The organism is Pseudomonas sp. Leaf434, from assembly GCF_001425545.1.
Taxonomy (GTDB): domain Bacteria; phylum Pseudomonadota; class Gammaproteobacteria; order Pseudomonadales; family Pseudomonadaceae; genus Aquipseudomonas; species Aquipseudomonas siliginis.
In genome coordinates, this window is record NZ_LMQZ01000007.1 from 34,748 (window position 1) to 59,347 (window position 24,600).

Below are 24,600 nucleotides of genomic sequence, written 5' to 3' on the forward strand. Positions count from 1 at the left end.
CATGCTGGATAGACTGTTAGCCCTGCTTGTTCTGGCGATTGTCCTTGGCGTTCCGCTGGGGCTGATCTTCCTGGTGACCGGCCAGTTCCTGATGTCGTTCGTGTTCTTCTACCCACTGTTCATGTCCGGGTTGTGGATCGCCGGCGGCCTGTATTTCTGGCTGCACTGGGAGCGCCACTGGCCATGGCAGGACGACACGCTGCCGCCGCCGCTGGAAGGCGAGCCGCTGATTTCGATCCTGATTCCTTGCTACAACGAAGGCGATAACGCTGCCGATACCATTTACGCGGCGCTGGCCCAGCACTACCCGAACATCGAAGTGATCGCGATCAACGACGGCTCCAAGGACAACACCGCCGAAGTGCTCGATGCGCTGGCCAAGGAAGATCCGCGACTGCGGGTGCTGCATCTGGCGGAAAACCAGGGCAAGGCTGTGGCTCTGCGCATGGGCGCGATCGCTGCGCGCAGCGAGTATCTGGTGTGCATCGATGGCGACGCCTTGCTGGCCCCGAACACTGCGGCTTATCTGGTCGCGCCGATGCTGGATAACGCACGTCTTGGCGCAGTGACCGGCAACCCGCGCATCCGCACGCGTTCGACCTTGATCGGGCGAGTGCAGGTCGGCGAGTTCTCCTCGATCATCGGGCTGATCAAACGTACGCAACGGGTGTTCGGGCGCATCTTTACCGTCTCCGGCGTGATCGTCGCGTTCCGCCGCACCGCGCTGAACCGTGTCGGCTACTGGAGCCCGGACATGATCACCGAAGACATCGACATCAGCTGGAAGCTGCAACTCGATCACTGGAGCATCTTCTACGAACCGCGTGCGCTGTGCTGGATTCTCATGCCGGAAACCCTCGGCGGCCTGTGGAAGCAGCGTCTGCGCTGGGCTCAGGGTGGCGCCGAAGTGCTGTTCAAGAACATTCGCGGCATCTGGCAGTACCGCCATCGCTACCTGTGGCCGCTGCTGTTCGAATACTGCCTGTCCACCGGTTGGGCCTTCACTTTCCTGCTGTCGGTGATTTTCTGGGGCATGGGCAAGTTCATGGTCATGCCCGACGCGATCGCCGTCGATCACCTGATGCCGCCGGCCTTCACCGGCCTGTTGCTGGCGTTCGTCTGCCTGGTGCAGTTCGCTGTCAGCATTATCATCGATCGGCGCTATGAACCGGGTCTGGGCAAGACCATGTTCTGGGTGGTCTGGTATCCGCTGGTGTTCTGGCTCGTCAGTCTGCTGACCACCCTGGTCAGTTTCCCCAAGGTGTTGTTCAGCCAACACAAAAAACGCGCGCGCTGGGTCAGTCCTGATCGGGGTATCAAACCGCTGGGCGACGACCAGGAGGAAGTCATCAAATGAAAATTATCCGGACTCGCCAACGGCCCTTTCTGGTGGTGATCGACGTGATCCTCACCGTCCTGGCCTGGGTCGGCCTGCTGTTCCTGCTGGTACGCGGGTTATGGCCATTGATCGAAACCAGCGGCGGCCCGCGCATCGATCATTCGGCGTTCGATGCCTTGGGGACTCTGCAGGTTTATATGTGGGTGGCGCTCGTCAACGCGGTGATCCTGATCGGTTGGGCGCGTTACCAGCAACGCAAAAGCCGCAGCTTCGCCCAGCGCCGTTTGCCGTCACCGGTGATTGGCGATGAAGGTCTGAGCAAGAGTTTCAAGCTGTGCGACGAGCGTTTCCAGAAATTGCGCACGCCGGGGGTGATGACCATTCACAACGATCAGGACGGCGACATCAGCCATGTCGAAACGCATTTGTGGCCGCTTCAGCAGCAAGCACTGCCGGCGCCGCTGGCACCTTTGGAGCATCCACGGGTGATCTTTCTGCATGCCGAAGAAGACGACAGTCGCGAGCCGGTGAAACGCCTGACCTGACCTCCACACGGCCTGTATAGGAGCTGCCGAAGGCTGCGATCTTTTGATCTTTTTCCAAAGTCAAAAATCGCCGCCTTCGGCAGCTCCTACAGGTCGTTGTCAGGCCTGGATCAGCGTCCAGGCCTCTTTCATTTGCAGAGGTTGCTTCATTCGCTCAGCCAGCAGCGCCATTGCGCGTTGCTTGTCGCAGGCCACCGCCGCGACGACGATGCCGTCTTTTGCAAACAGGCCAATGAACGGCGGCTGTTCCGGCTCACCGCTGAACTCGACCTCGTCCCATTCCTGCGCGTGACCGAGATAGTCGTAGTTCTTGCCAAAGTGGTAGGTCCAGAAAAACGGCACATCCAGATAATGTTCCTCGCCACCGAGCATGTTGGCCGCAGCGATGCGCGCGTGTTGCTGGGCCAGGCGCCAATGCTCAATGCGGGTTGGCTGGCCGTTCAACGGAAACGTGGCGATATCGCCGATGGCCCACAGGCCATCGCTGACGCGCATGCCGTCATCAACACGCAAGGATTGGTCTTCTTCCTTGGGCAATGATTCGAAAGGTTCAGTGGCCGGGTGAACGCCGACGCCGGCGAGAACCAGATCTGCCGCCAGCCTCAAGCCATTATCGAGCAGCACGCCCTCGACCTTGTCCTCGCCAAGGATCTGCGTAGCCTCGTGTTCGCTGATGAACTTCACCCCGTGCTCTTCGTGCAGGGCGCGAATCGCCTTGCCCACGGCCTCGCCGAATTGCTTGGCAAACGGGATTGCATGGCGTGCCAGCACGGTGACGTCGAGGCCGAACTCGCGCAGGGCTGACGCGCATTCGAGAGCAATAAAACTGTCGCCGATGATCACCGCGCGCTGGCCCGGTTGAGCGGCGTTGATGATCTCTTCAGCCTGTGCTTTCGAACGCAGGACGAAGACGTTGGCCAACTCGGCACCAGGCAACTGCAATGGATTGGGCGCGCCACCGGTGGCGAGTACAGCGGCGTCGTAGCGCAGGATGCCGCCGTTGTTCAGATGCAGCGTTTTGCCTGGGGCGTCGAGTGAAGTTACTTCGCCTTGCACGCGCTCAATCCGTTGCGCTTGATAGAACGCCTCATCGCGTAGCGGCGGCACTTCTTTCGGCGACATCTCCCCGGCGAGAACAAATTTGCTCAACACCGTGCGGTCGTAGCCGGCATCCGGTTCGCCATCGACCAGCACGATGCGTCCGCCGAAACCCTTCTCCCGTAGCGCCGCCGCGCAAGCCGTGCCCGCCGCCCCGGCGCCGACCACCACGAACGTTCTTGGGTCGTCAGCGGGCGGGGTGTGCGGGTCGGGCAGGGGCTGGTCATCGACCCAGACTTCATCGCCGCGCAACTCCAGCGGATAGCGCTTGAGACTGTCCAGCGATGGCGGCTCGCACAGGCCACCGTCCTCGGCGCGGTACGCGGCCTTGTGCCAGGGGCAGATCAACCTGCCGTGACACATCGCCCCCTCGGCCAACGGTGCGCCGGCATGTGGACACAGGCCCTGAAACGCCCGCAACTCGCCGTTGGCACGCAGCAGGACGATCTTGCAGTCGCCGATTTCGACTTGCAGGCCACGGTCTTGCGGGACATCGGCGAAACGGGCGACACGGTGCAGGGACATTTTCGGCTTCCTCGCAGGCATTTCTCTTGTGAGTTGGCGGCGCCGCGCGAGGTTCAGCCATTTGCTACTGCCAAGGCACGAACGGTACAGCTATAGTTTGCGGGCCGACGACGGCCTCACTGCACAAGGTGCTCCCGGAATGACCCGATTGACCTCTCTCAACCCATGGCTGGCGGCCATCGCCGTGACCCTTTGCGTGCAGTTCCCGGCACAGGCCCAGGAGCGCTTCACCCTGAGCATCCCCGGCGTGTCGGATAACCGTCTGTTCACCTCGGCAGCGGCAAGTGACGCACCCGGCTGCGGCGGCAAGAACCAGTCGCCGGCGCTGAGCTGGAACGCCGGCCCGGCCGGGACCCAGAGTTACGCCATCGTCATGCACGACCCGGATGGCCAGAAAGGCCTGGGCGTCGATCACTGGATTCACTACGGCATCAAACCCACCACCCATCAGATCGCGGCCGGCGTCGGTGCCAAATCCGCCCTCGAAGGCGTCGGCGGCACCAACAGCAAAGGCAACACCCATTACATGGGGCCATGCCCGCCAGTGGGCGACAGCGCCCATCACTACATCATCCAGATCTACGCCCTCGACCTCGCCCCGGACGCCCTGCCGGCTGGCCTGACCCGCGCCGAGCTGATGGAGAAAATCAAAGGCCATGTGCTGCGCAACAGCAGCGCGGTGCGGCGTTATCACCGCTGAGGTTCGGCCGCTCACGGGCGGCTGACTGCCCTGATTCCCCAGCCATTTGGCATTGCCCCGCGAAAACGCGCACTATCGAGCCATTGCCAATGCGCTGGAGGACACCGTGGCAGCAAAAATCGACCGCATCGCCCAGCTACTCAACTGCCCGGAAAAGGGCGAACAAATGCGGCGTGCAGTAACCGAGACACGTAAGGAATTTCTGCTGAATCAGCCGGAAGAAGACCTCGTTGAAGAAGACGAGGTATTTGACGAGGCTGAGGAGGAGGGGGATGACGACGATGAATATGATGAGTTTGACTGGACGACGGAGTGACGTCGTTCCAGCGATCTTGTCATCGCCCACAAAAAAGCCCCGGACCATCATAGTCCGGGGCTTTCTCATTTGATTCATGGTGCACCAGGCGGGATTCGAACCCACGACCCCTGCCTTCGGAGGGCAGTACTCTATCCAGCTGAGCTACTGGTGCAGCGGGCGACATCATACCTAGGTCGGCTCGGGGCGTCCATGCCGGGTTTGGCGGGTTTTGTCAGTGTGCGTGTCGGCGCAAAATCGCTGCATTCCTTAAAGCGGTAACGTCCTGCAAAACCCTCGCTTGGCGCTTTGGCGGGGTTGATCTAAGGTTTTTCCTGCGGCACGGGTTTTCAGTACGTTGATCTGAAAAGCGGCATTTTTGTTCTTTTTTTCGAACGACCTATTGTCCTTTACCCCCTTTGAACCTACGATCCGTTTGAGATTTCAAACGCTCTTTGGCGGGATGTTGCAGCGCAAGTGCGCCCGGTCGTGCACTGTTGATGCGCCACAATCCGCTCACTGATTTCCCTGACGGCAGCCTTGCGAGGCGCCTTTCTACAATCATAATTTGCTCCGCGCAGGCCGCGGTGCTGTTAAGGAAAGCCGACATGCAGCTTAAAGACACCCAGTTGTTCCGCCAGCAAGCCTTCATCGATGGCGCTTGGGTCGATGCCGACAACGGTCAGACGATCAAGGTCAACAACCCGGCCACCGGCGAAATCCTCGGCACCGTGCCGAAGATGGGCGCCGCTGAAACCCGCCGTGCCATTGAAGCCGCTGACAAAGCGCTGCCGGCCTGGCGTGCGCTGACCGCCAAAGAGCGTGCCGGCAAGCTGCGTCGCTGGTTCGAACTGATGATCGAGAACCAGGACGACCTCGCGCGCCTGATGACCCTCGAGCAAGGCAAGCCGCTGGCCGAAGCCAAGGGCGAAATCGTTTACGCCGCATCGTTCATCGAGTGGTTCGCCGAAGAAGCCAAGCGCATCTACGGTGATGTGATTCCGGGCCATCAGCCGGACAAGCGCCTGATCGTCATCAAACAACCGATCGGCGTCACCGCCGCGATCACCCCGTGGAACTTCCCGGCGGCGATGATCACTCGTAAGGCCGGCCCGGCGCTGGCCGCCGGTTGCACCATGGTGCTCAAGCCCGCATCGCAAACTCCATTTTCCGCTTTCGCCCTGGCCGAACTGGCCCAGCGCGCGGGCATTCCTGCGGGCGTGTTCAGCGTGGTCTCCGGCAGCGCTGGTGACATCGGCAGCGAGCTGACCAGCAACCCGATCGTGCGCAAACTGTCCTTCACCGGCTCGACCGAAATCGGTCGCCAGTTGATGGCCGAATGCGCCAAGGACATCAAGAAAGTCTCGCTGGAACTGGGCGGCAACGCGCCGTTCATCGTGTTCGACGACGCCGATCTGGATAAGGCCGTCGAAGGCGCGATCATTTCCAAGTACCGCAACAACGGCCAGACCTGCGTCTGCGCCAACCGTCTGTACATTCAGGACGCGGTCTACGATGCGTTCGCCGAGAAGCTGAAAGTGGCTGTGGCCAAACTGAAGATCGGCAACGGTCTGGAAGACGGCACCACCACCGGCCCGCTGATCGACGAAAAAGCCGTGGCCAAGGTTCAGGAACACATCGCTGACGCCGTAAGCAAAGGCGCCACCGTACTGGCGGGCGGCAAGGCGATGGAAGGTAACTTCTTCGAGCCGACCATCCTGACCAACGTGCCGAAAAACGCGGCCGTGGCCAAGGAAGAAACCTTCGGTCCGCTGGCGCCGCTGTTCCGCTTCAAAGACGAAGCCGAAGTGATCGCCATGTCCAACGACACCGAATTCGGTCTGGCTTCTTACTTCTACGCGCGTGACCTCGGCCGTGTGTTCCGTGTCGCCGAAGCGCTGGAATACGGCATGGTCGGCGTCAACACCGGGCTGATCTCCAACGAAGTCGCGCCGTTTGGCGGCATCAAGGCTTCGGGCCTGGGCCGTGAAGGCTCCAAGTACGGCATCGAAGACTACCTGGAAATCAAATACCTCTGCCTGGGCATCTAAGCCGGGAAAGGGATCGCTGCAAACGCAAGGGGCACGAGAGCGCTGTCCCTTTGCGTCGTTTCAAACAGGAAATTTCTCTGCGGCCAGGAACGCCGTGGCAGTCGATCATCGCATGCTGCCACCGCCGATTCCTCCCGCTTCATCCTTGAACCACGCCGCCCGATGAGCGGCGAATGAGGACTGTAATGAGCAAGACTAACGCTGAACTGATGGCCCGCCGCACCAATGCCGTACCTCGTGGTGTTGGCCAGATTCACCCGATCTTCGCCGAGTCGGCAAAGAACGCCACCGTGACCGACGTTGAAGGTCGTGAGTTCATCGACTTCGCCGGCGGTATCGCTGTACTGAACACCGGCCACGTGCACCCGAAAATCATCGCCGCCGTGACTGAACAGCTGAACAAGCTGACCCACACCTGCTTCCAGGTGCTGGCTTACGAGCCCTACGTTGAGCTGTGCGAAAAAATCAACGCCAAGGTTCCTGGTGACTTCGCCAAGAAAACCCTCCTGGTCACCACCGGTTCCGAAGCCGTTGAAAACGCCGTGAAGATCGCCCGTGCCGCTACTGGCCGTGCCGGCGTGATCGCGTTCACCGGCGCTTACCACGGTCGTACCATGATGACTTTGGGTCTGACCGGTAAAGTCGTGCCGTACTCGGCGGGCATGGGCCTGATGCCAGGCGGCATCTTCCGCGCGCTGTACCCGAACGAACTGCACGGCGTGAGCATTGACGATTCGATCGCTTCGATCGAGCGCATCTTCAAGAACGACGCCGAGCCGAAAGACATCGCTGCAATCATCATCGAGCCAGTGCAGGGCGAAGGTGGTTTCTACGTCGCGCCGAAGGAATTCATGAAGCGTCTGCGTGCGCTGTGCGACCAGCACGGCATCCTGCTGATCGCTGACGAAGTGCAGACTGGTGCTGGCCGTACCGGTACTTTCTTCGCCATGGAACAGATGGGCGTTGCCGCCGATCTGACCACTTTCGCCAAGTCCATCGCTGGCGGCTTCCCGCTGGCCGGCGTGTGCGGCAAGGCCGAATACATGGACGCCATTGCTCCAGGCGGCCTGGGCGGCACCTACGCCGGTAGCCCGATCGCTTGCGCCGCTGCGCTGGCAGTCATGGAAGTGTTTGAAGAAGAGCAACTGCTGGACCGCTGCAAGGCTGTCGGCGAGCGCCTGGTCACCGGTTTGAAGGCGATTCAGGCCAAGTACCCGGTCATCGGTGAAGTGCGTGCGCTGGGCGCAATGATCGCGGTCGAGCTGTTCGAAAACGGCGACAGCCACAAGCCGAACCCGACTGCCGTGGCTGCCGTGGTGGCCAAGGCGCGTGACAAGGGCCTGATCCTGCTGTCCTGCGGCACTTACGGTAACGTGCTGCGTGTGCTGGTTCCGCTGACGTCGCCAGACGAGCAACTGGACAAAGGCCTGGCGATCATCGAAGAGTGCTTCTCTGAACTCTGATCCGCTCGTGTGACCCGCTCGACAAAAACCCGCTTCGGCGGGTTTTTTTCGTCCCTTGAAACACATCGGACGGGTTTGCGCTGTATCGAATCGCCAGCATTGGCTAAGGTTCAGGCATTGCAAGGAGAGCGCGCATGACTGCCGTTGATTTACCCGCCGTACCCCGGGTGCTGATTGCCGAGGCTGATCCCTGGTCCCGCGACCTGCTTAAACAAGTGCTGCTCAATGTGCGCTGCGATGCGCGCCTGGATTTGTGTGCCGATGGCCAGCAGGCAATGTCGTTGCTCAGCGAGGTGCCCTATGACTTGGCCATCGTCGATTGGGAGCTGCCTGGCATCGACGGATTGCATGTGCTGCGCAGCGTCCGCCAGCGCAAACGCAATCCGCCGTTGCCGTTCATTCTGATGAGCAGCCGCAACGACAGCGCCAGCGTGCGCGAAGCGATTCCGCTGGCGCCGACGGCGTACCTGACCAAACCGTTGAACATGGAAGGCCTGACCGAGCGCTTGCAGGGCTTGCTGCTCAACGCTGGCGAAGCGGTGGTTTGCGAAGTGCCGGCACTGGCGCCGGGCATGACCCTGTCGGTGTTCCTTGAGCGGCGTCGCGAGCAGGCTGATGGCGCGCCGCTGATGACCGACGTGCAAGTGGCGGTCAAGCGCAGCCTCAATCCCGAGGGGCTGGACCTCAAGCTGCTGGAAGAAGAGGTGCGCACCGATCCGCAGATTACCGCCGTGCTGATCGCAGCCGCCAACAGTGCCGCGCAACACTACGGCGCGCCGGTGCAAACCCTGGCCCAGGCGCTGCACCGACTCGGCACCGGGCAGAGCATGAACCTGATTCTCGGCCTGGCGCTCAAACGCAGCGCGCGGCTCAGCGATCCATGCCTGGCGGATTACGCCGAGCGCTATTGGGGGCTGTCACTGCACGCGGCGGAATACGCCCGCACGCTGGCGCGCCTGCTCGATCTGGATCAGGAGCGCTGCTATTGCGCGGGCATGCTACATCGGCTCGGCGATCTGGCGCTGCTGCGCTGTCTGCAGGAATGGCAGCAGGCCGGCGGCGAGCTGGACGAGTTGCAGGAGGTCGGTGAAGCGTTGGCGAAGTTTGGCGCTTCTTATGGCTCGGCATTGCGCGCCCGCTGGCGTCTGCCGCTGGAGTTGCGCGAGTTGATTGCTTCGGCCTACCAGCTCGGTGGTGGCGTTTACAGTCGCGAGGCGCTGGTGATGCACATGGCCGCGCAGATGGCGCGGCTGACCGAGCATGAAGGTGTCGAGGAGCTGGCGAAGAGCCGGACGGCGCGGTTGCTCAAGATCGGGCTGCCGGAGTTGATGCGGATGCGCAAATGACAGATCACCACATTCCAATGTGGGAGCGAGCCTGCTCGCGAAGGCGCCAGCGCAGGCAACATTTTTGTTGAAGGTGCAGGCCTCATCGCGGGCAAGCCCGCTCCCACAGGAATTGCGGCAGCCACAAAATACGGATCAGGCCGCAATGATCCGGTTCTTGCCCTGCCGTTTCGCCTCGTACATCGCGGCATCCGCGCGGGCGAACAGGCTGTCCAGGCTCTTGTCTTCGTCGGTGAGGTTGGTCAGGCCCTGGCTAACTGTGATGCTGAATGCTTGGCCGTCGTGGTTGAAGCGCAGTCGCTGGATCTCCTGTTGCAGGCGCTCCGCCACTTGCACGGCCATCTCCGGCGCGCAGCCGGGAAACACCGCGGCGAACTCCTCACCGCCAATCCGCCCGAACAGGTCGCCACGGCGCAATGAGCCGCGCCCGCATTCGGCGATCCGTTGCAGCACATTGTCGCCTTCGGGGTGGCCGTAGCTGTCGTTGATCACTTTGAAATCGTCGATGTCCAGCAGCAGGAACGCCAGCGGTGTGCCTTGGCGGCGGGCCTCGGCGAACTCGCGGTGGGCGCATTCGAAGAAGTGGCGGCGGTTGCTGCTTTGCGTCAGCACATCGGTGGTGGCCAAGCGTTGCAGCTCGGTTTCCATGTGTTTTTTGTCGGTGATGTCTTCGGCGATGCCGACGATGATCACCGGCTGCCCGGGCTCGTCCTGGCGATTGATAAAGCATTTGTCGCTGAGCCAGCGCACCTGGCCATCGGCGGCAATGATGCGGTACTCGCGATCTTCCACCGCACCTCGGTGCAGGACTTCGGCAAGGCTTCGTTCGGCGTACTCCAGATCATCGGGGTAAATGCTGTCACGCCACTGGTTGTAATCAGCCAGCACAAGCGCGGCGGAACGGCCGAAGATCCGTTCATAGGCCGGACTGACGTACAACACCTGGCGGGTTTCCCAGTTGAAAGCCCAGAGCACGGCGTTGACGCTGACCAGCAGCGAACTGATCAATTGTTCGCGCTCGCTCAGGCGCGCGACTTCGCCCTGCGCATGCATCAGCGCCATCAGCGTTTGCGCGGCCTCAGGCCATTGGGTAAAGGTTGTGTCTTTCTGGTTGTTGTTGACCATCGGCACAAATCTCAAAGGGCGCGCCGCAATGTCGACGACGGCCACAGGACAACCCGCCGGGATGGCGAAGTGTCATTGAGATAGAGGATTTTCGGCGAAGTTCCCGACCATTACCGAGTACCGCCGGGCGGCGGGGGGCAGGAGCCGACGATTGCAACGAGGCTGCGATCGTCGAGATCACAGCCTCGTTGCAGGTCAGGCAGTCGCAGGACGCAGCGAGTAGGTTTTCAGCTGATCAGCAAAGTCACGCAACGACTGGATGCCACTGGCCTCGGCCTCGTGAATCCATTCCTTGATGGCGGCCAGCATGTCGTGGCCATTGGAACTGGTCTTGACCCAGATCTGCTGCAAAGCCAGGCGTTTCTCGTAGATCACTTTCAACGCATGGCTGTGTTCGAGCATGGTCTGAATGCGCAGGTGATGACGGTCTTCCAGCAGGCTGGTTTCCCGCGACAGCAGGCGTTTGGCCCGGTGGAACTGGTGGCGCACCGAATGATCGACCTTGGCCAGCTCTTGCTTGACCAGCGGACCGATCACCAATTTGCGGTATTGGGCCATGATCTGAAAGCGGTTGTTGAGGATCGCCATGGCGGTGTCCATGTCCAGGCTGCCCTTGCCTTCGACGCGGTGGGCAATCGGTGCGACCCGCTGCACCTTGGCCAGGCGCAGGAAGCAGAAGACCTTGATCCACGCCCAGCCGAGGTCGAATTCCCACTTCTTCACCGACAGCTTGGCCGAGTTGGGGTAGGTGTGATGGTTGTTGTGCAGCTCTTCGCCGCCGATCAGGATGCCCCACGGCACCAGATTGGTCGCTGCGTCACGGCATTCGAAATTGCGATAGCCGACGGCATGGCCCAGACCGTTGATCACCCCAGCGGCCCACACCGGAATCCACATCATCTGGATGGCCCAGATGGTGATGCCGATGGTGCCGAACAGCAGCAGGTCGATCACGCCCATGATCGCCACGCCCAGCAGCGGATAGCGACTGTAGACGTTGCGTTCGACCCAGTCTTCCGGGCAGTTCTTGCCGTAGATGCGCAGGGTTTCCGGGTTCTGCGCTTCGCTGCGGTACAGCTCGGCGCCGGTGCGCAGTACGGTGGACAGACCCTTGATGACCGGGCTGTGCGGGTCATCCTCGGTTTCGCATTTGGCGTGGTGTTTGCGGTGGATGGCAGTCCACTCGCGGGTGTTCTGCGCCGTGGTCAGCCACAGCCAGAAACGGAAAAAGTGCTTCAGACCCGCATTCAGCTCGAGCGAGCGGTGGGCCGAGTAACGGTGCAGATAGACCGTGACGGCAACAATCGTCACATGGGTCATCAGCAGGGTGACCGCGACCAGTGACCAGGCCGACAAGCCAAGAAAACCTTCGTACCACATAGGCTATAGGGCCCTCGATAAAGATAAAAACAGCCGTTGCATTATCACTAAGCACACAGATAAAACCAGTCGCCCTTTCAGATAAGAAGTCGCTGAATGTTTCTTGACCTATAATTCCAACCTTTTTGTAGGGACATGGACGACCGAATGTCTGCGACTTACCGCGATGCCTTGCGTGCAGCGCTGCTCTACCTCGTACTGGCCGCCCTGTGGCTGCAAGTTTCTGATCATTTATTAAGCAGATTCTTCGATGACTCCCGTGAGCTGACCCATTGGCAACTGATCAACGGTTATCTGCTGGCGACGATCAGCGCCGCGCTGATTTTCCTCGCACGGGCGCGGCTGTGCGGGTTTCTCGGCATCGGCGCGCATTTGCGCGAGCGCCACACCGACCGTGAGCGTCTGCGTCAGGCGGCCGCCGTGTTCGACTGCACTCGCGAAGGGGTGCTGGTTACCGACCACCGGGGCCTGATCGTCCACGTCAATCGCGCCTTTATCGAGATCACCGGTTATCGGCGCGACGAGGTCATCGGCCAGCAGCCCAGTCTGTTCAAGTCCGGCCATCATCCGCCGGGCTTCTATCAGGCGATGTTCGCTACCCTCGAGGCTGAAGGTGAGTGGAGCGGCGAGATCTGGAACCGGCGCAAGACCGGCGAGATTTATCCACAGTGGCAGACCATTCGGGTGATTCACGATGATTTCGGCCGGCTCAGCCATTACGTGGCGGTGTTCTCGGACATCAGTGCGATCAAGGATTCCGAGTCCGAACTCAAACACCTGGCGCATCACGATCCGTTGACCGATCTGCCCAATCGCCTGCTGTTCAGCGACCGCGCCGAGCAGGCGCTGGCGTCGGCACAGACACACAAGCGTGGCTGCGCGCTGCTGATGCTCGATCTGGATCATTTCAAGATGATCAACGACAGCCTCGGGCATAACGTCGGCGATCGGTTGCTAAAAGCGGTGGCGACGCGTTTGCAGGAACTGTTCGGCCACGGCATTACCTTGGCGCGGCTCGGCGGTGACGAGTTCGCGGTGCTCGCGGAAAGTTGTCCACAGCCGGCCCAGGCCGCCGCGCTGGCGCAACGGACTCTGGACGCCTTGAAGGAGCCGGTGCTGGTAGATGGCAATCAATTGTTCATCAACGCGAGCATCGGCATCAGCCTGTTTCCCAGCGATGCCCTCAGCGCCGAGCAGTTGTTACGCAACGCCGACAGTGCGCTGTTCAAGGCCAAAAGCAGCGGGCGCAATGGCTACGCGCTGTATACCGAAGAGCTGACCGCCCATGCCCAGCAACGGGTCGAAATCGCCTTCGAGCTGCGCCGCGCACTGGAGCAGGAGGAACTGCGTGTCTATTACCAACCGGTGCATGACCTGCAAAGCGGCCGTCTGGTCGGCGTCGAGGCACTGGTGCGCTGGCAGCATCCGCAGCGCGGGCTGGTGTCGCCGGCGGAATTCATTCCGATTGCCGAGCGCACCGGGCTGATCGCCGAGATCGATGCCTGGGTGATGCAGCAGGCCTGCCGGCAGATGTGCCAATGGCAGCAGAGCGGTGTGGTGCTGGCGTTCGTCGCGGTGAATGTCTCCTCGCGGCTGTTTGCCCGGCGCGAGTTGTACCAGCAGGTGGCGCAGGTGCTGCACGACACGGGGCTGGATCCGGTCTATCTGGAACTGGAAGTCACCGAAAGCGCGGTGATGGACGATCCCGAAGTGGCGCTGGAACAGATGCATCGCTTGCGCGAGCTGGGTGTACGTCTGGCTATTGACGATTTCGGCACTGGCTATTCGTCGCTGCTGCGGCTCAAGCGCCTGCCGGTGCAGAAACTCAAGATCGATCAGGGCTTCGTTGCCGGGTTGCCGTGGGATGAGGATGACGTGGCGATTGTCCGGGTGATCATCGCGCTGGCCCGCAGCATGGGTATGCAGGTGCATGCCGAGGGGATCGAGCAGGCTGAGCAGGCGGCATTTCTGTTGGCGCAGGAATGCGATCTGGGGCAGGGCTACTGGTTTGGGCGGCCGGTGTCTGCGGATCGGCTTGATTGGGCGAAAACGCCAATGATTGGCTGAATAAGCCTATATGGCTAACACCGATCCTGTGGCGAGAGGATTTATCCCCGTTGGGTCGCGAAGCGACCCAAAAAAACGGGACTGCTACGCAGTCCAACGGGGATAAATCCCCTCGCCACAAGTTCTCTTGACGATTTCAAATCAGCGCAAACCCCTTGCCCTCTCTCATATTGTTTTCTGGTTATATAAACATTCTTAAATAGTCTTTTTAAGAATATCCATGCCTCTCTTATATTGCTCCCACGCCGAACGCAGTGCCGCCCACTGCCAGGCAAATCCCCTTCAAAGGAGCAGCACCATGAGCGCATCCCTTCGCAGCGTTGACGGTCAGGACGAAAGCACCATCTTGCGTGAAATCCAGAGCGCCCTGCGCGATCTGCGGTTCGGCGCGGTGGAGATCACTGTGCACAACGCGCAAGTCGTACAGATCGAACGCAAAGAGAAATTTCGTTTGCAGCAACCCGGTAAACAACCGGGCTGAAATCAAAAGATCGCAGCCTGCGGCGGCTCCTACAGGGGGCTGTGTGCAGGAGCTGGCGAAGGCGGCGATCTTTCAACGGGACCCGATTCCAGCAATACATAAGAAAAAGCCATCACCAAGAATTCCAGGAGCTTTCACCATGTCGTCGATTCGCCGTTACGCTCTGGCCGCGCTGGTCAGTGCCGTGTTTGCCGGTTCCGCCGTTGCCAAGGATTACGAGCTGCTCAACGTGTCGTATGACCCGACGCGGGAGCTGTATCAGGAATACAACGCCGAATTCATCAAGTTCTGGCAGAAGGACCATGCCGGCGACACGGTGAAAATCCAGCAGTCCCACGGTGGCTCGGGCAAGCAGGGCCGTGCGGTGATCGATGGCCTGCGTGCTGACGTGGTGACCCTGGCCCTGGCCGGTGACATCGATGAAATCGCCAAGCTCGGCAAGAGCCTGCCGGCCGACTGGCAGCAGCGTCTGCCGCAAGCGAGCACGCCGTACACCTCGACCATCGTGTTCCTGGTGCGCAAGGGCAACCCGAAAGGCATCAAGGACTGGGGCGATCTGGTCAAGAAGGATGTCTCGGTGATCACGCCAAACCCGAAAACCTCGGGTGGCGCGCGCTGGAACTTCCTCGCCGCGTGGGCCTATGGCTTGAAAGCCAACGGTGGTGACGAAGCCAAGGCGAAGGAATACGTGCAGACCCTGTTCAAGCACGTGCCGATCCTCGACACCGGCGCCCGCGGTTCGACCATCACCTTCGTCAACAACGGTCAGGGCGACGTGTTGCTGGCCTGGGAAAACGAAGCTTTCCTGGCGCTGAAAGAAGACGGCGGTGCGGACAAGTTCGACATCGTCGTGCCGTCGCTGTCGATCCTCGCCGAACCGCCAGTGGCGGTGGTCGACAAGAATGCCGAGAAGAAGGGCAACGCGCAGATCGCCGAAGCCTACCTCAAGCATCTATACAGCCCGGCCGGCCAGGAAATCGCGGCGAAAAACTTCTATCGTCCACGTGACAAGGATGTAGCGGCCAAGTACGCCCAGCAGTTCCCGAAACTGGAACTGGTGACCATCGACAAGGACTTCGGCGGCTGGAAATCCGCGCAGCCGAAATTCTTCAACGACGGCGGCGTGTTCGACCAGATTTATCAGGCGCAGTAATCTCGCCTTCAACCGGCCTGATGTCTGGGCACATGACATGTGGGACTGAGCTTTTGTGGTGAGGGGATAAGTCCCCTCACCACAGGGCTCACTCCCACATTGATGCGTTTTCAACCAGGGACTTTTATGTCGCGTCGTATCTCCCCCGTCATACCCGGCTTCGGGCTGACGCTGGGTTACACCTTGGTGTACCTCAGCCTGATTGTGCTTATCCCGCTGGCGGCGATGTTCGTCCACGCCGCCCAGCTGACCTGGGATCAGTTCTGGACGATCATCTCCGCACCGCGGGTGCTGGCGGCGTTGAAGCTGAGCTTCGGTACCGCGCTGTGTGCGGCGATCATCAACGGCATCATCGGCACGTTGCTGGCCTGGGTGCTGGTGCGCTACACCTTCCCCGGGCGCAAGGTGATCGATGCGATGATCGATCTGCCGTTCGCCCTGCCGACCGCTGTGGCCGGTATCGCGCTGACCGCGCTGTACGCGCCGGCCGGGCTGGTCGGGCAGTTCGCTGCCGATCTCGGTTTCAAAATCGCCTACACCCCACTGGGCATCACCCTCGCACTGACCTTCGTCACGCTGCCGTTCGTGGTGCGCACGGTGCAACCGGTGCTGGCCGATATTCCCCGTGAAGTCGAGGAAGCGGCGGCGTGCCTGGGTGCGAAGCCATGGCAGGTATTTCGCCACATTCTGGTTCCGGCACTGCTGCCCGCCTGGCTGACCGGTTTTGCCCTGGCGTTCGCGCGTGGCGTCGGCGAGTACGGTTCGGTGATTTTCATTGCCGGCAACATGCCGATGAAAACCGAGATCCTGCCGCTGCTGATCATGGTCAAACTCGACCAATACGATTACACCGGCGCTACCGCCATCGGCGTATTGATGCTGGTGGTTTCCTTCATCCTGTTGCTGCTGATCAACTTGCTGCAGCGGCGCATCGAAACCCCATAAGGAGGCGCGAACATGTCCCAATCGTCCATTGCGGCCGCCTCTTCGGCCAACGCTGCGCGCCGTGGCAGCGCCACTTCGCGCAGAATCCTGATCGGTCTTGGCTGGCTGATCTTTTTCCTGTTTCTGCTGCTGCCGTTGTTCATCGTCGTATCGCAAGGTCTGAAAAACGGTCTCGGCGCGTTCTTCACCGCGATTTTTGAACCGGACGCGCTTTCGGCATTGAAACTCACCGTGTTCGCGGTGCTGATTTCGGTGCCGCTGAACCTGGTGTTTGGCGTCAGTGCGGCGTGGTGCGTGAGCAAATACTCATTCCGTGGCAAGAGCATGCTGGTGACGCTGATCGACCTGCCGTTCTCGGTGTCGCCGGTGATCGCCGGTCTGGTCTACGTGCTGATGTTCGGTGCGCAGGGCCTGTTCGGGCCGTGGCTGCAGGATCACGACATCCAGATCGTCTTCGCCCTGCCGGGCATTGTGCTGGCGACGATTTTCGTCACCGTGCCGTTCGTGGCCCGGGAGCTGATCCCGCTGATGCAGGAACAAGGCACCCAAGAGGAGGAAGCCGCGCGCCTGCTCGGTGCCAATGGCTGGCAGATGTTCTGGCACGTCACCGTGCCGAACATCAAGTGGGGCCTGATTTATGGCGTGGTGCTGTGTACCGCGCGGGCCATGGGCGAGTTCGGTGCGGTGTCGGTGGTTTCCGGGCACATTCGCGGGGTGACCAACACCTTGCCGCTGCACGTCGAGATCCTCTACAACGAATACAACCACGTGGCCGCGTTCGCCGTGGCGAGCCTGTTGCTGATCCTGGCGCTCTTCATCCTGCTGCTCAAGCAGTGGAGCGAAAACCGTATCAACCGCCTGCGCGCCAGCGCCGCGGAGGAATAATTCATGTCGATCGAAGTGCGTAACGTCAGCAAGAATTTCAACGCGTTCAAGGCGCTGGACAACATCAGCCTGGATATCCACAGCGGTGAGCTGGTCGCGCTGCTTGGTCCGTCGGGCTGCGGCAAAACCACCTTGCTGCGGATTATTGCCGGTCTGGAAACCCCGGATCAGGGCAACATCGTTTTTCACGGCGAGGACGTTTCCGGCCACGATGTGCGTGATCGTAACGTCGGTTTCGTGTTCCAGCATTACGCCTTGTTCCGCCACATGACGGTGTTCGACAACGTCGCGTTCGGCCTGCGGATGAAACCGAAAAACCAGCGCCCGAGCGAAAGCCAGATCGCCACCAAGGTTCACGAACTGCTGAACATGGTGCAACTGGACTGGTTGTCGGATCGCTACCCGGAGCAGTTGTCCGGTGGCCAGCGTCAGCGCATCGCGTTGGCCCGTGCCCTGGCGGTGGAACCTAAAGTGCTGCTGCTCGACGAACCGTTCGGCGCCCTCGACGCCAAGGTGCGCAAGGAACTGCGGCGCTGGCTGGCGCGGTTGCACGAAGACATCAACCTGACTTCGGTGTTCGTGACCCACGACCAGGAAGAAGCGATGGAAGTCGCCGACCGCATCGTGGTGATGAACAAGGGTGTGATCGAGCAGATCGGCTCACCGGGCGACGTCTACGAAAACCCGGCCAGCGATTTCGTCTATCACTTCCTCGGCGATTCGAACCGCTTGCTGTTGAGCGACGACAACCACGTGCTGTTCCGCCCGCATGAAGTGTCGCTGTCCAAGCATGAGCTGGAAGATCACCATGCCGCTGAAGTGCGCGATATCCGCCCATTGGGTGCGACGACGAGGGTGACGCTGAAGGTGGAAGGGCAGACGGATCTGATCGAAGCGGAAGTGGTGAAAGACCACGACAGCCTGATCGGGTTGGCCAAGGGTGAGACCTTGTTCTTCAAGCCGAAGGTCTGGCAGAAAGTCGCCAATATTTAAAGGCAAAAGCTTCGCGAGCAGGCTCGCTCCCACAGGGAAAACTCATTCCAAATGTGGGAGCGAGCCTGCTCGCGAATACGATCTAGACAGCAGCGCGATTCGGATTGACCCGCACCACCCCCGCCCGCAACTCGATCTCTTGTTTCAATTCCTGCCGCATCCCCAGCAGAAACGCCAACTCAGCCACGACAAACAACGGCCCGACAATCAGCCCCGACACATCATCGACAAACGCCGGTTTGCGCCCTTCATAGTGATGCCCGACAAACTGGATCACCCAGCCGATCACAAACATCGCCAGGCCGCTGCTCAGCCAGACCATGGTGCTCTGCTGCGCCAGTGCATGCCCGGCCCACACCGACAGCCCCATCAGTACTGTCATCAACACGCCAAGCTTCAACTCCAGACGCAGGTAAAACCACGCCGAGGCCAGCGCCACCACAACGGCTGGAGATATCCACAGCCCGCCCAGCTCCCACTGCGGCCGTGACAGCAGGACAGCCACCGCCACCACGATCAGCGGAATGCCGATAAAGTGGCTGGCGATGTTGCGCGGGTCGCGGTGGTAGGCGGCGTATTGACTGAGATGGTCGACGAGGCTTTTCATTGTTGTTCCTCCAGTGGGGTTGAATGCATCATCCCTCGGGATCCGCGTTCGCTCTGTCGGGCAGGCGACACTCCAGGAGTGGTTATGCAAATTCGTGCACGGTTGCTCAGCGGCCAGTGGTTCAGTCATTTGCCTGCATCTTTTCAGGATAGCCTGCTGGCGCTGGCTCGGGAGCGGCGGCTGACGGCGGGACAACGATTGTTCCAGCGTGGCGATGCGCCGTGCGGTCTGTATGCAGTGCTCGATGGCGCCGTGCGCATCGGCGCGGTGAGCGAGCAGGGCAAGGAGGCGTTGTTGAGTCTGGTGGAGGCGCCGCACTGGTTCGGCGAAATCTGCCTGTTCGATGGCCAGCCTCGCACTCACGATGCCTATGCAGTCGGGTCGTGCACCTTGCTGAATGTTCCGCAAGCGGCGTTGCTCAAATTGCTCGACGAACAGCCGCAGTACTGGCGGCATCTGGCGCTGTTGATGAGCCACAAATTGCGCCTGGCCTTCATCAATCTCGAACAGCTGAGCCTGCTGCCAGCCCCGGCGCGTCTCGCCCATCGGCTGCTGATGATTGCCGAAGGCTACGGCGAACTCGACGCACCACGCCGGACGCTGCAACTGCCGCAGGAGCAGCTGGCGGCGATGCTGTCGCTGTCGCGGCAGACCACCAATCAGATCCTCAAGGATCTGCAGGGGCAGGGGATTATCGGGCTCGCATACGGCGAAATCGAAATTCTCGATGCGGTGAGATTGCGTGCCTTGGCCACGATCTGAAAACTGAAACCGATCCAATGTCGGAACTGGCACCTGTGGCGAGGGGTTTTATCCCCGCTGGGGCGCGAAGCGGCCCTGAAAAATGGGACCGCTGCGCAGTCCAACGGGGATAAATCCCCTCGCCACAGAAACCAGTTCCAACAAAGGATCTGTGTTTATTTTACGAACCGCGATAGGTCGAGAAACCGTACGGGCTCAGCAGCAGCGGGATGTGGTAGTGCTGATCGGTCTGCTTGACCTGAAAGATCACCGGAATTTCCGGGAAGAACGTCTCATGCTTGATCTTCTGGTAATACTCGCCGGTCTTGAACACCACGCGGTATTCACCGGCTTCGAATGGCTGTTTGGCCGGGAACAGCTCGGCGATCCGCCCTTGCTCGTTGGTGGTGCCTTGGGCCAGTGGTTGCCAGTTTTCGCCGACGTGTTTTTCCAGGGTGACGTTGATGCCCGGTGACGGCAGGCCGTTTTCCAGGTTGAGCACGTGCACGCTCAGCGGATTGCCGGCGGCCATCGTCAGGCTGGAAACAGCACTCAGGCCGAGGGCGGCGAGAGTCATGCGCAGGGTGGTCATGGTGGATCTCCTTAGTGGGAACGGGTGATGGTCAGGCCGGCTTTGTCGGCGGCGGCGCGGGCGCAGTTTTCGTCTTGCTCACCGCCGCCGGAACCGGCCACGCCCATGGCGCCGACCAGTTCGCTGCCGGCGAACAACGGAATGCCGCCGCCGAGCAAAAGCAATTCATCGAGGGTGTTGAGGTTGGCGGTTTCCGGGTTGCTGCGGGCGCGCTCGGCGAACAGCCGCGTCGGCGTCTTGGTCGACAGCGCGGTGTAGGCCTTGCGTTGGCTGGCGGCGGTGTTGTGCGGCCCGACGCCGTCACCACGCAACGTCACCAGCAAGTTACCGCCACGGTCGAGCACCGACACCGTGCCGGTGCAACTGCTCATCGCCTTGTCCGCCAGCCAGCGTGCGGTTTTCAGGTCGAGATCGGCGTGGCGCGGCAGTTCTGGCGTGGCACTTGCAGCGCCGCTGAGGCCGAGGATCAGGCTGGCGACAAGGTATTTGACGGTCATGTGCAGGCTCCGAATGGGAAGGTCTGCACCTTAACCGGCGCACTTCGTCAGAACCCCGTCAGGCGGATTACAAGTTTGTAATGGGCAACGGCGCCGAACACGCCTAGCCTGTGTGCCTGATCAATCGAGGTGTGCCATGCGTTTGCTGGTCGTAGAAGATGAAGCCAAAACCGCGAATTTCCTCGCCAAGGGCCTGGGCGAGTCGGGTTTCGCCGTGGATGTGGCGCTCAATGGCCTCGACGGCCGCTATTTTATCGAGCAGCAGGAATACGACCTGATCATCCTCGACGTGATGCTCCCGGGTCTCAACGGCTGGCAATTGTTGCAACTGATCCGCCAGCGCGGCGCCACACCGGTGCTGTTTCTCACCGCCAAGGACGCTATCGAAGACCGCGTGCGTGGTCTTGAGCTGGGCGCAGATGACTACCTGCTTAAACCCTTCGCCTTCGCCGAACTGCTCGCGCGCGTGCGCACGCTACTGCGACGCGGGCCGATGCGCGAAGCCGAGTCGTACAGCATCGCCGACCTGGAAATCGACGTATTGCGCCGACGGGTCAGTCGCGGCGGCCAGCGCATTGCCCTGACCAACAAGGAATTCGCCCTCTTGCAACTGCTCGCCAGCCGCCAGGGCGAAGTGCTTTCGCGCACGCTGATCGCCTCGCAAGTGTGGAACCTGAATTTCGACAGCGACACCAACATGGTCGAAGTCGCCGTCCGGCGTCTGCGCGCCAAGGTTGATGATCCGTACATGCCGAAACTTATCCACACCGTGCGCGGCGTCGGTTATCAACTGGAAGCGCCGGACGATGTGGAGTAAGTCGATCGCCTGGCGATTGGCGCTGGCCTTCGCCATGGTCTGCGCGCTGGTGCTGAGCGCAATCGGCGTGTTCCTCTACCGCTCGCTGGCCTCGGAATTGGCCTTTCGTGACGACATGGCCTTGCTCGGTCGCCTCGAGCAAGTGCGCGCCTTGCTCGCCGACAGCGACAGCCTCGACGCCTTGCAGGCACGGCCACGGTTGTATCAGAACATGCTCGGTAATCTCGACAGTCTGCTGCTGGTGCGCCGGGCCGACGGCTCCAGCGTGATCGCGATCAACCCGCGTCAGCGTGAACTGCCCGCGCTCAATGCATTAGCGCGAGAGCAAATGCCGCAGCGCCGTGACGTGCTCACCTGGCAGGCCAGCGACGGCGCCGAATTGGCCTTGCTGTCCGGCCAGGCCCAAGGCCCCAACGGTGAAACCCTCACGGTGATCGCCGGCAAAGTGCTCAGCGAGCGCGAGCAGATGCTCGGCAGTTATCGCCTGCGTCTGTACCTGTCCGTCGGCCTCGGCGCGGTGCTCGCATTTGCCTTGGGTCTGTTATTGCTGCGGCGTGGCTTGCAGCCCTTGCATCAGTTGAGCGAAGCGGTGCGCAGTATCGATCTGCGCAGCCTCGATCGACGCCTGCCTACCGAGGGCACGCCGAGCGAACTGCGCGAGCCGGTGCACGCGCTCAACACCATGCTGGCGCGGCTGGACGACAGCGTGCAGCGCCTGTCGCAATTCTCCGCCGACCTCGCGCACGAAATCCGCACGCCGCTGCACACCTTGCTCGCCGGCAACGGCCAGGCCCTGAACCATCCGCGCAGCACGGCCGAATATCAGGAAGTGCTGGCCTCGAACATGGAAGAGTTCGAACGGCTCAAGCGCATGGCCGAGAACCTGATGTTCCTCGCCCGCGCCGAACAGGCCGAACGTGCGCTAAATCTGCACACACTGGACTTGCACGACGTCGGCGACGAGCTCTGCGATTACTTCGAAGCCCTCGCCGATGACCGCGACCTCCAACTGCAAAACCGCATGCACGGCGAATTGCTCGCCGACCAGCAACTGCTGCAACGCGCCCTCGGCAACCTGCTGGCCAACGCCGTACGCCACGCCGACCCCGACAGCCTGATCAGCCTGCAACGCCGCGATGAACCGGGTATGTGCTGGCTGCAAGTGCACAACCACGGCCCGGTCATCGCGCCTGAGCATCTGGGCAAACTGTTCGACCGTTTCTACCGCGTCGATCCTTCACGTGCGGAACCGGGAGATTCGGGTGGGCTGGGTTTGGCGATCGTGCAGTCGATCATGCAGTTGCATGGCGGGCAGGTGCGGGTGAGGAGTGATGTGGGGGGGACGGTGTTTGAGTTGGGGTTTGCGGGGCCGTGTTAAGACGTTAGCGATGGCTGACCATCTACGCTAAGCTCATTTAATTGCATTGTTAATGATGCAATTAAATTTTTTTGGTGGATTTGCATTGTAAACAATGCATCTGGGGCGGTGATGGAAAAAATTGGCGAGTTGATCAGAAGCTTGCGTAAGGCTGAAAAGCTGTCCCAGCAAGCTTTGGCGCAGCAATACGGCATGAGCCGCGCAACAATCTCGGGGATTGAAAACAACACAATCTCGGAAATCGGTCTGCGTAAAGTCGAAGCGATTCTTAACGGATTCGGCTACGAATTGGCCGCAATCCCCCGCGCCTCTCGACGGCCGACACTCGACACGCTGCGCAAGATGAACTTCCATGACTGAGGCATTGGACCGCTTGCAGGTCTGCGTCGGCGGCCATGAGGTTGGAAGATTGGGGCGCGGGCACGCAGGTGTCGACAGCGTGTTCAGCTATCGGGACGATGCGATTGATGAAAATGCCGTTTCGCTGACCATGCCGACACGCCTGGAAAGTTATGGTTATGAACGCGGCATTCATCCGATATTCGAGATGAATCTTCCTGAAGGTGCGTTGCGCGATGAGTTGGTCCGGCGTTTCAGCAAAGCCGTGCGCGGCTTCGATGACTTCGCTTTACTAAGTATCGTCGGCCCGCATCAACTCGGGCGTCTTTCGATCGCGAGCGCATCGACAACTGATCGTCCACCTGAAACCTCGCTGGCTGAATTGTTGGTTCATGACGGTGCGCAAGGTTTGTTCGAGGATCTTTTGCAGACTTACGGGCAGTATTCCGGAGTTTCAGGCGTGCAGCCCAAAGTGTTGGTGCGTGACAGTGCCGCTGCAATAGACCGACTGACGCACCGAGGCTCGACTCATCTGGTCAAAGCCTTCCGTGCCGAAGAGTATCCCGAGCTGGCAACCAACGAATATTTCTGCCTGCGCGCTGCGCAACTTTGTGGCCTCGACGTGCCGCATTTCGAACTCAGCGAGCATGGCAAATTTCTCGTCATCGAGCGTTTTGACTTGAGCGACACCGGATACCTCGGTTTCGAAGACTTTTGCGTGCTCAACGGCTGGCCGTCGAAGGCCAAATACGATGGCTCTTACGAAGGAGTCGCACGGCAGATCAAGGCGTTTGTTTCGCCCTCATTACTCAAGCACGCACTGGAAGCTTTCTTCAAGATTGTCGCTTTATCGGCGGCATTGAAAAACGGCGATGCCCACCTGAAAAACTTTGGCGTGCTCTATGAGGATTGTGGCGAGCGCGCATTGGTCAGGCTGGCTCCGGCGTACGACATCATCACCACGTCGGTGTACATCAAGAGCGATAGCATGGCACTGCTGTTGGGCGGTTCGAAGGCGTGGCCCAAGCATAAAATGCTTACCAAGTTTGGTCGTACGGCCTGCAATCTAAGTGAAGCGCGTTGCAACCAGTTACTGCAAATGGTCGCGCAGGGTGTACAGCAAGCGCTGGGCGAAATGGCGGAGTACAGCGCAAATCATCCTGCCTTCGCAGAGGTGGGCGCTGCAATGATCGAACAATGGTCGGCCGGTCTGGCGCGCAGCCTGCGCAACAGTTGAA

Annotated in this window: 24 protein-coding genes and 1 tRNA gene; 18 read left to right on the forward strand and 7 right to left on the reverse strand. The window is 60.6% G+C overall.

Annotated elements, in window-relative coordinates; genetic code table 11:
• Position 1: 1 nt before the first annotated feature.
• Positions 2-1,357, forward strand: coding sequence for a poly-beta-1,6-N-acetyl-D-glucosamine synthase (gene pgaC / locus ASG55_RS12315; protein ID WP_056786973.1), 1,356 nt, complete (start codon positions 2-4; stop codon positions 1,355-1,357).
• Positions 1,354-1,884: a poly-beta-1,6-N-acetyl-D-glucosamine biosynthesis protein PgaD gene (gene pgaD / locus ASG55_RS12320; RefSeq protein WP_016772255.1), complete on the forward strand. Its 531-nt coding sequence runs from the start codon at positions 1,354-1,356 to the stop codon at positions 1,882-1,884. Before pgaC ends, pgaD begins: the two co-directional genes overlap by 4 nt.
• 99 nt (positions 1,885-1,983) lie before the next feature.
• On the opposite strand, the gene ASG55_RS12325 is transcribed toward pgaD, so the two are convergent.
• Positions 1,984-3,507, reverse strand: a complete 1,524-nt coding sequence (locus tag ASG55_RS12325; protein WP_056786976.1) for an FAD-dependent oxidoreductase — start codon at positions 3,505-3,507, stop codon at positions 1,984-1,986.
• Positions 3,508-3,646: 139 nt separating this feature from the next.
• Here ASG55_RS12325 and ASG55_RS12330 point away from each other — a divergent pair, with 139 nt between their 5' ends.
• The gene (locus ASG55_RS12330) at positions 3,647-4,207 is read left to right on the forward strand and encodes a YbhB/YbcL family Raf kinase inhibitor-like protein (RefSeq protein ID WP_016772253.1); all 561 of its coding nucleotides are present in this window, start codon (positions 3,647-3,649) and stop codon (positions 4,205-4,207) included.
• A gap of 46 nt (positions 4,208-4,253) precedes the next feature.
• Positions 4,254-4,523, forward strand: coding sequence for a hypothetical protein (locus ASG55_RS26335; RefSeq protein ID WP_016772252.1), 270 nt, complete (start codon positions 4,254-4,256; stop codon positions 4,521-4,523).
• Between the two features lie 77 nt (positions 4,524-4,600).
• On the opposite strand, the gene ASG55_RS12340 is transcribed toward ASG55_RS26335, so the two are convergent.
• Positions 4,601-4,677 (reverse strand) — tRNA-Arg (locus ASG55_RS12340).
• Positions 4,678-5,110: 433 nt separating this feature from the next.
• Here ASG55_RS12340 and gabD point away from each other — a divergent pair.
• The 3 genes from gabD (at position 5,111) to ASG55_RS12355 (ending at position 9,362) form a co-directional block, all read left to right on the forward strand.
• Positions 5,111-6,553 (forward strand): NADP-dependent succinate-semialdehyde dehydrogenase, encoded by a 1,443-nt coding sequence (gabD, locus tag ASG55_RS12345; RefSeq protein WP_024011131.1) that lies wholly within the window; start codon positions 5,111-5,113, stop codon positions 6,551-6,553.
• Positions 6,554-6,738: 185 nt separating this feature from the next.
• On the forward strand, positions 6,739-8,016 hold the full coding sequence (gene gabT / locus ASG55_RS12350; protein WP_016772251.1) for a 4-aminobutyrate--2-oxoglutarate transaminase: 1,278 nt from the start codon (positions 6,739-6,741) through the stop codon (positions 8,014-8,016).
• A gap of 134 nt (positions 8,017-8,150) precedes the next feature.
• On the forward strand, positions 8,151-9,362 hold the full coding sequence (locus ASG55_RS12355) for a response regulator (protein ID WP_056786982.1): 1,212 nt from the start codon (positions 8,151-8,153) through the stop codon (positions 9,360-9,362).
• 135 nt (positions 9,363-9,497) lie between these two features.
• Here the strand turns inward: ASG55_RS12355 and ASG55_RS12360 are convergent, their stop codons facing one another.
• Positions 9,498-10,487 carry a GGDEF domain-containing protein gene (locus ASG55_RS12360; RefSeq protein WP_056786983.1) on the reverse strand — a complete coding sequence of 330 codons (990 nt, stop codon included), beginning with the start codon at positions 10,485-10,487 and terminating at the stop codon, positions 9,498-9,500.
• Between the two features lie 195 nt (positions 10,488-10,682).
• A complete protein-coding gene (gene desA, locus ASG55_RS12365) occupies positions 10,683-11,867 on the reverse strand; it encodes a delta-9 fatty acid desaturase DesA (RefSeq protein WP_041477431.1) in 1,185 nt (394 codons plus the stop codon).
• A 147-nt stretch (positions 11,868-12,014) separates the two neighbouring features.
• Between desA and dibA the strand changes: the two genes are divergently transcribed.
• The 6 genes from dibA to ASG55_RS12395 all read left to right on the forward strand — a co-directional run bounded on the left by dibA (position 12,015) and on the right by ASG55_RS12395 (position 18,391).
• Positions 12,015-13,934, forward strand: a complete 1,920-nt coding sequence (gene dibA / locus ASG55_RS12370) for a phosphodiesterase DibA (protein WP_056786986.1) — start codon at positions 12,015-12,017, stop codon at positions 13,932-13,934.
• 298 nt (positions 13,935-14,232) lie between these two features.
• Positions 14,233-14,415: a sulfur starvation response protein OscA gene (oscA, locus tag ASG55_RS12375; RefSeq protein WP_007917682.1), complete on the forward strand. Its 183-nt coding sequence runs from the start codon at positions 14,233-14,235 to the stop codon at positions 14,413-14,415.
• A gap of 139 nt (positions 14,416-14,554) precedes the next feature.
• Positions 14,555-15,568 (forward strand): sulfate ABC transporter substrate-binding protein, encoded by a 1,014-nt coding sequence (locus tag ASG55_RS12380; protein ID WP_056786988.1) that lies wholly within the window; start codon positions 14,555-14,557, stop codon positions 15,566-15,568.
• Positions 15,569-15,694: 126 nt separating this feature from the next.
• On the forward strand, positions 15,695-16,513 hold the full coding sequence (gene cysT, locus ASG55_RS12385; protein WP_016772245.1) for a sulfate ABC transporter permease subunit CysT: 819 nt from the start codon (positions 15,695-15,697) through the stop codon (positions 16,511-16,513).
• Between the two features lie 12 nt (positions 16,514-16,525).
• On the forward strand, positions 16,526-17,398 hold the full coding sequence (gene cysW / locus ASG55_RS12390) for a sulfate ABC transporter permease subunit CysW (protein WP_007917679.1): 873 nt from the start codon (positions 16,526-16,528) through the stop codon (positions 17,396-17,398).
• Between the two features lie 3 nt (positions 17,399-17,401).
• A complete protein-coding gene (locus tag ASG55_RS12395) occupies positions 17,402-18,391 on the forward strand; it encodes a sulfate/molybdate ABC transporter ATP-binding protein (RefSeq protein ID WP_056786991.1) in 990 nt (329 codons plus the stop codon).
• Positions 18,392-18,473: 82 nt separating this feature from the next.
• Here the strand turns inward: ASG55_RS12395 and ASG55_RS12400 are convergent, their stop codons facing one another.
• Positions 18,474-18,998, reverse strand: coding sequence for an Mpo1 family 2-hydroxy fatty acid dioxygenase (locus ASG55_RS12400; protein ID WP_056786994.1), 525 nt, complete (start codon positions 18,996-18,998; stop codon positions 18,474-18,476).
• Between the two features lie 84 nt (positions 18,999-19,082).
• On the opposite strand from ASG55_RS12400, the gene ASG55_RS12405 reads away from it, so the two are divergent.
• Positions 19,083-19,760 (forward strand): Crp/Fnr family transcriptional regulator, encoded by a 678-nt coding sequence (locus ASG55_RS12405; protein WP_041477437.1) that lies wholly within the window; start codon positions 19,083-19,085, stop codon positions 19,758-19,760.
• A gap of 160 nt (positions 19,761-19,920) precedes the next feature.
• On the opposite strand, the gene uraH is transcribed toward ASG55_RS12405, so the two are convergent.
• Both uraH and ASG55_RS12415 read right to left on the reverse strand, forming a co-directional pair.
• Complete coding sequence (gene uraH, locus ASG55_RS12410) at positions 19,921-20,331, reverse strand: hydroxyisourate hydrolase (protein WP_056786996.1); 411 nt, start codon at positions 20,329-20,331, stop codon at positions 19,921-19,923.
• A gap of 11 nt (positions 20,332-20,342) precedes the next feature.
• Complete coding sequence (locus ASG55_RS12415) at positions 20,343-20,828, reverse strand: GlcG/HbpS family heme-binding protein (protein ID WP_041477439.1); 486 nt, start codon at positions 20,826-20,828, stop codon at positions 20,343-20,345.
• A gap of 136 nt (positions 20,829-20,964) precedes the next feature.
• On the opposite strand from ASG55_RS12415, the gene ASG55_RS12420 reads away from it, so the two are divergent.
• The 4 genes from ASG55_RS12420 (at position 20,965) to ASG55_RS12435 (ending at position 24,599) form a co-directional block, all read left to right on the forward strand.
• Entirely contained in the window at positions 20,965-21,645 is a 681-nt protein-coding gene (locus ASG55_RS12420; RefSeq protein WP_041477440.1) for a heavy metal response regulator transcription factor, read from the forward strand.
• Positions 21,635-23,023, forward strand: coding sequence for a heavy metal sensor histidine kinase (locus tag ASG55_RS12425; protein WP_056786999.1), 1,389 nt, complete (start codon positions 21,635-21,637; stop codon positions 23,021-23,023). The genes ASG55_RS12420 and ASG55_RS12425 overlap by 11 nt, the downstream gene beginning before the upstream one ends.
• 111 nt (positions 23,024-23,134) lie before the next feature.
• Positions 23,135-23,383 carry a helix-turn-helix domain-containing protein gene (locus tag ASG55_RS12430; protein ID WP_056787001.1) on the forward strand — a complete coding sequence of 83 codons (249 nt, stop codon included), beginning with the start codon at positions 23,135-23,137 and terminating at the stop codon, positions 23,381-23,383.
• Complete coding sequence (locus ASG55_RS12435; protein WP_056787004.1) at positions 23,376-24,599, forward strand: type II toxin-antitoxin system HipA family toxin; 1,224 nt, start codon at positions 23,376-23,378, stop codon at positions 24,597-24,599. The genes ASG55_RS12430 and ASG55_RS12435 overlap by 8 nt, the downstream gene beginning before the upstream one ends.
• Position 24,600: the final 1 nt, after the last annotated feature.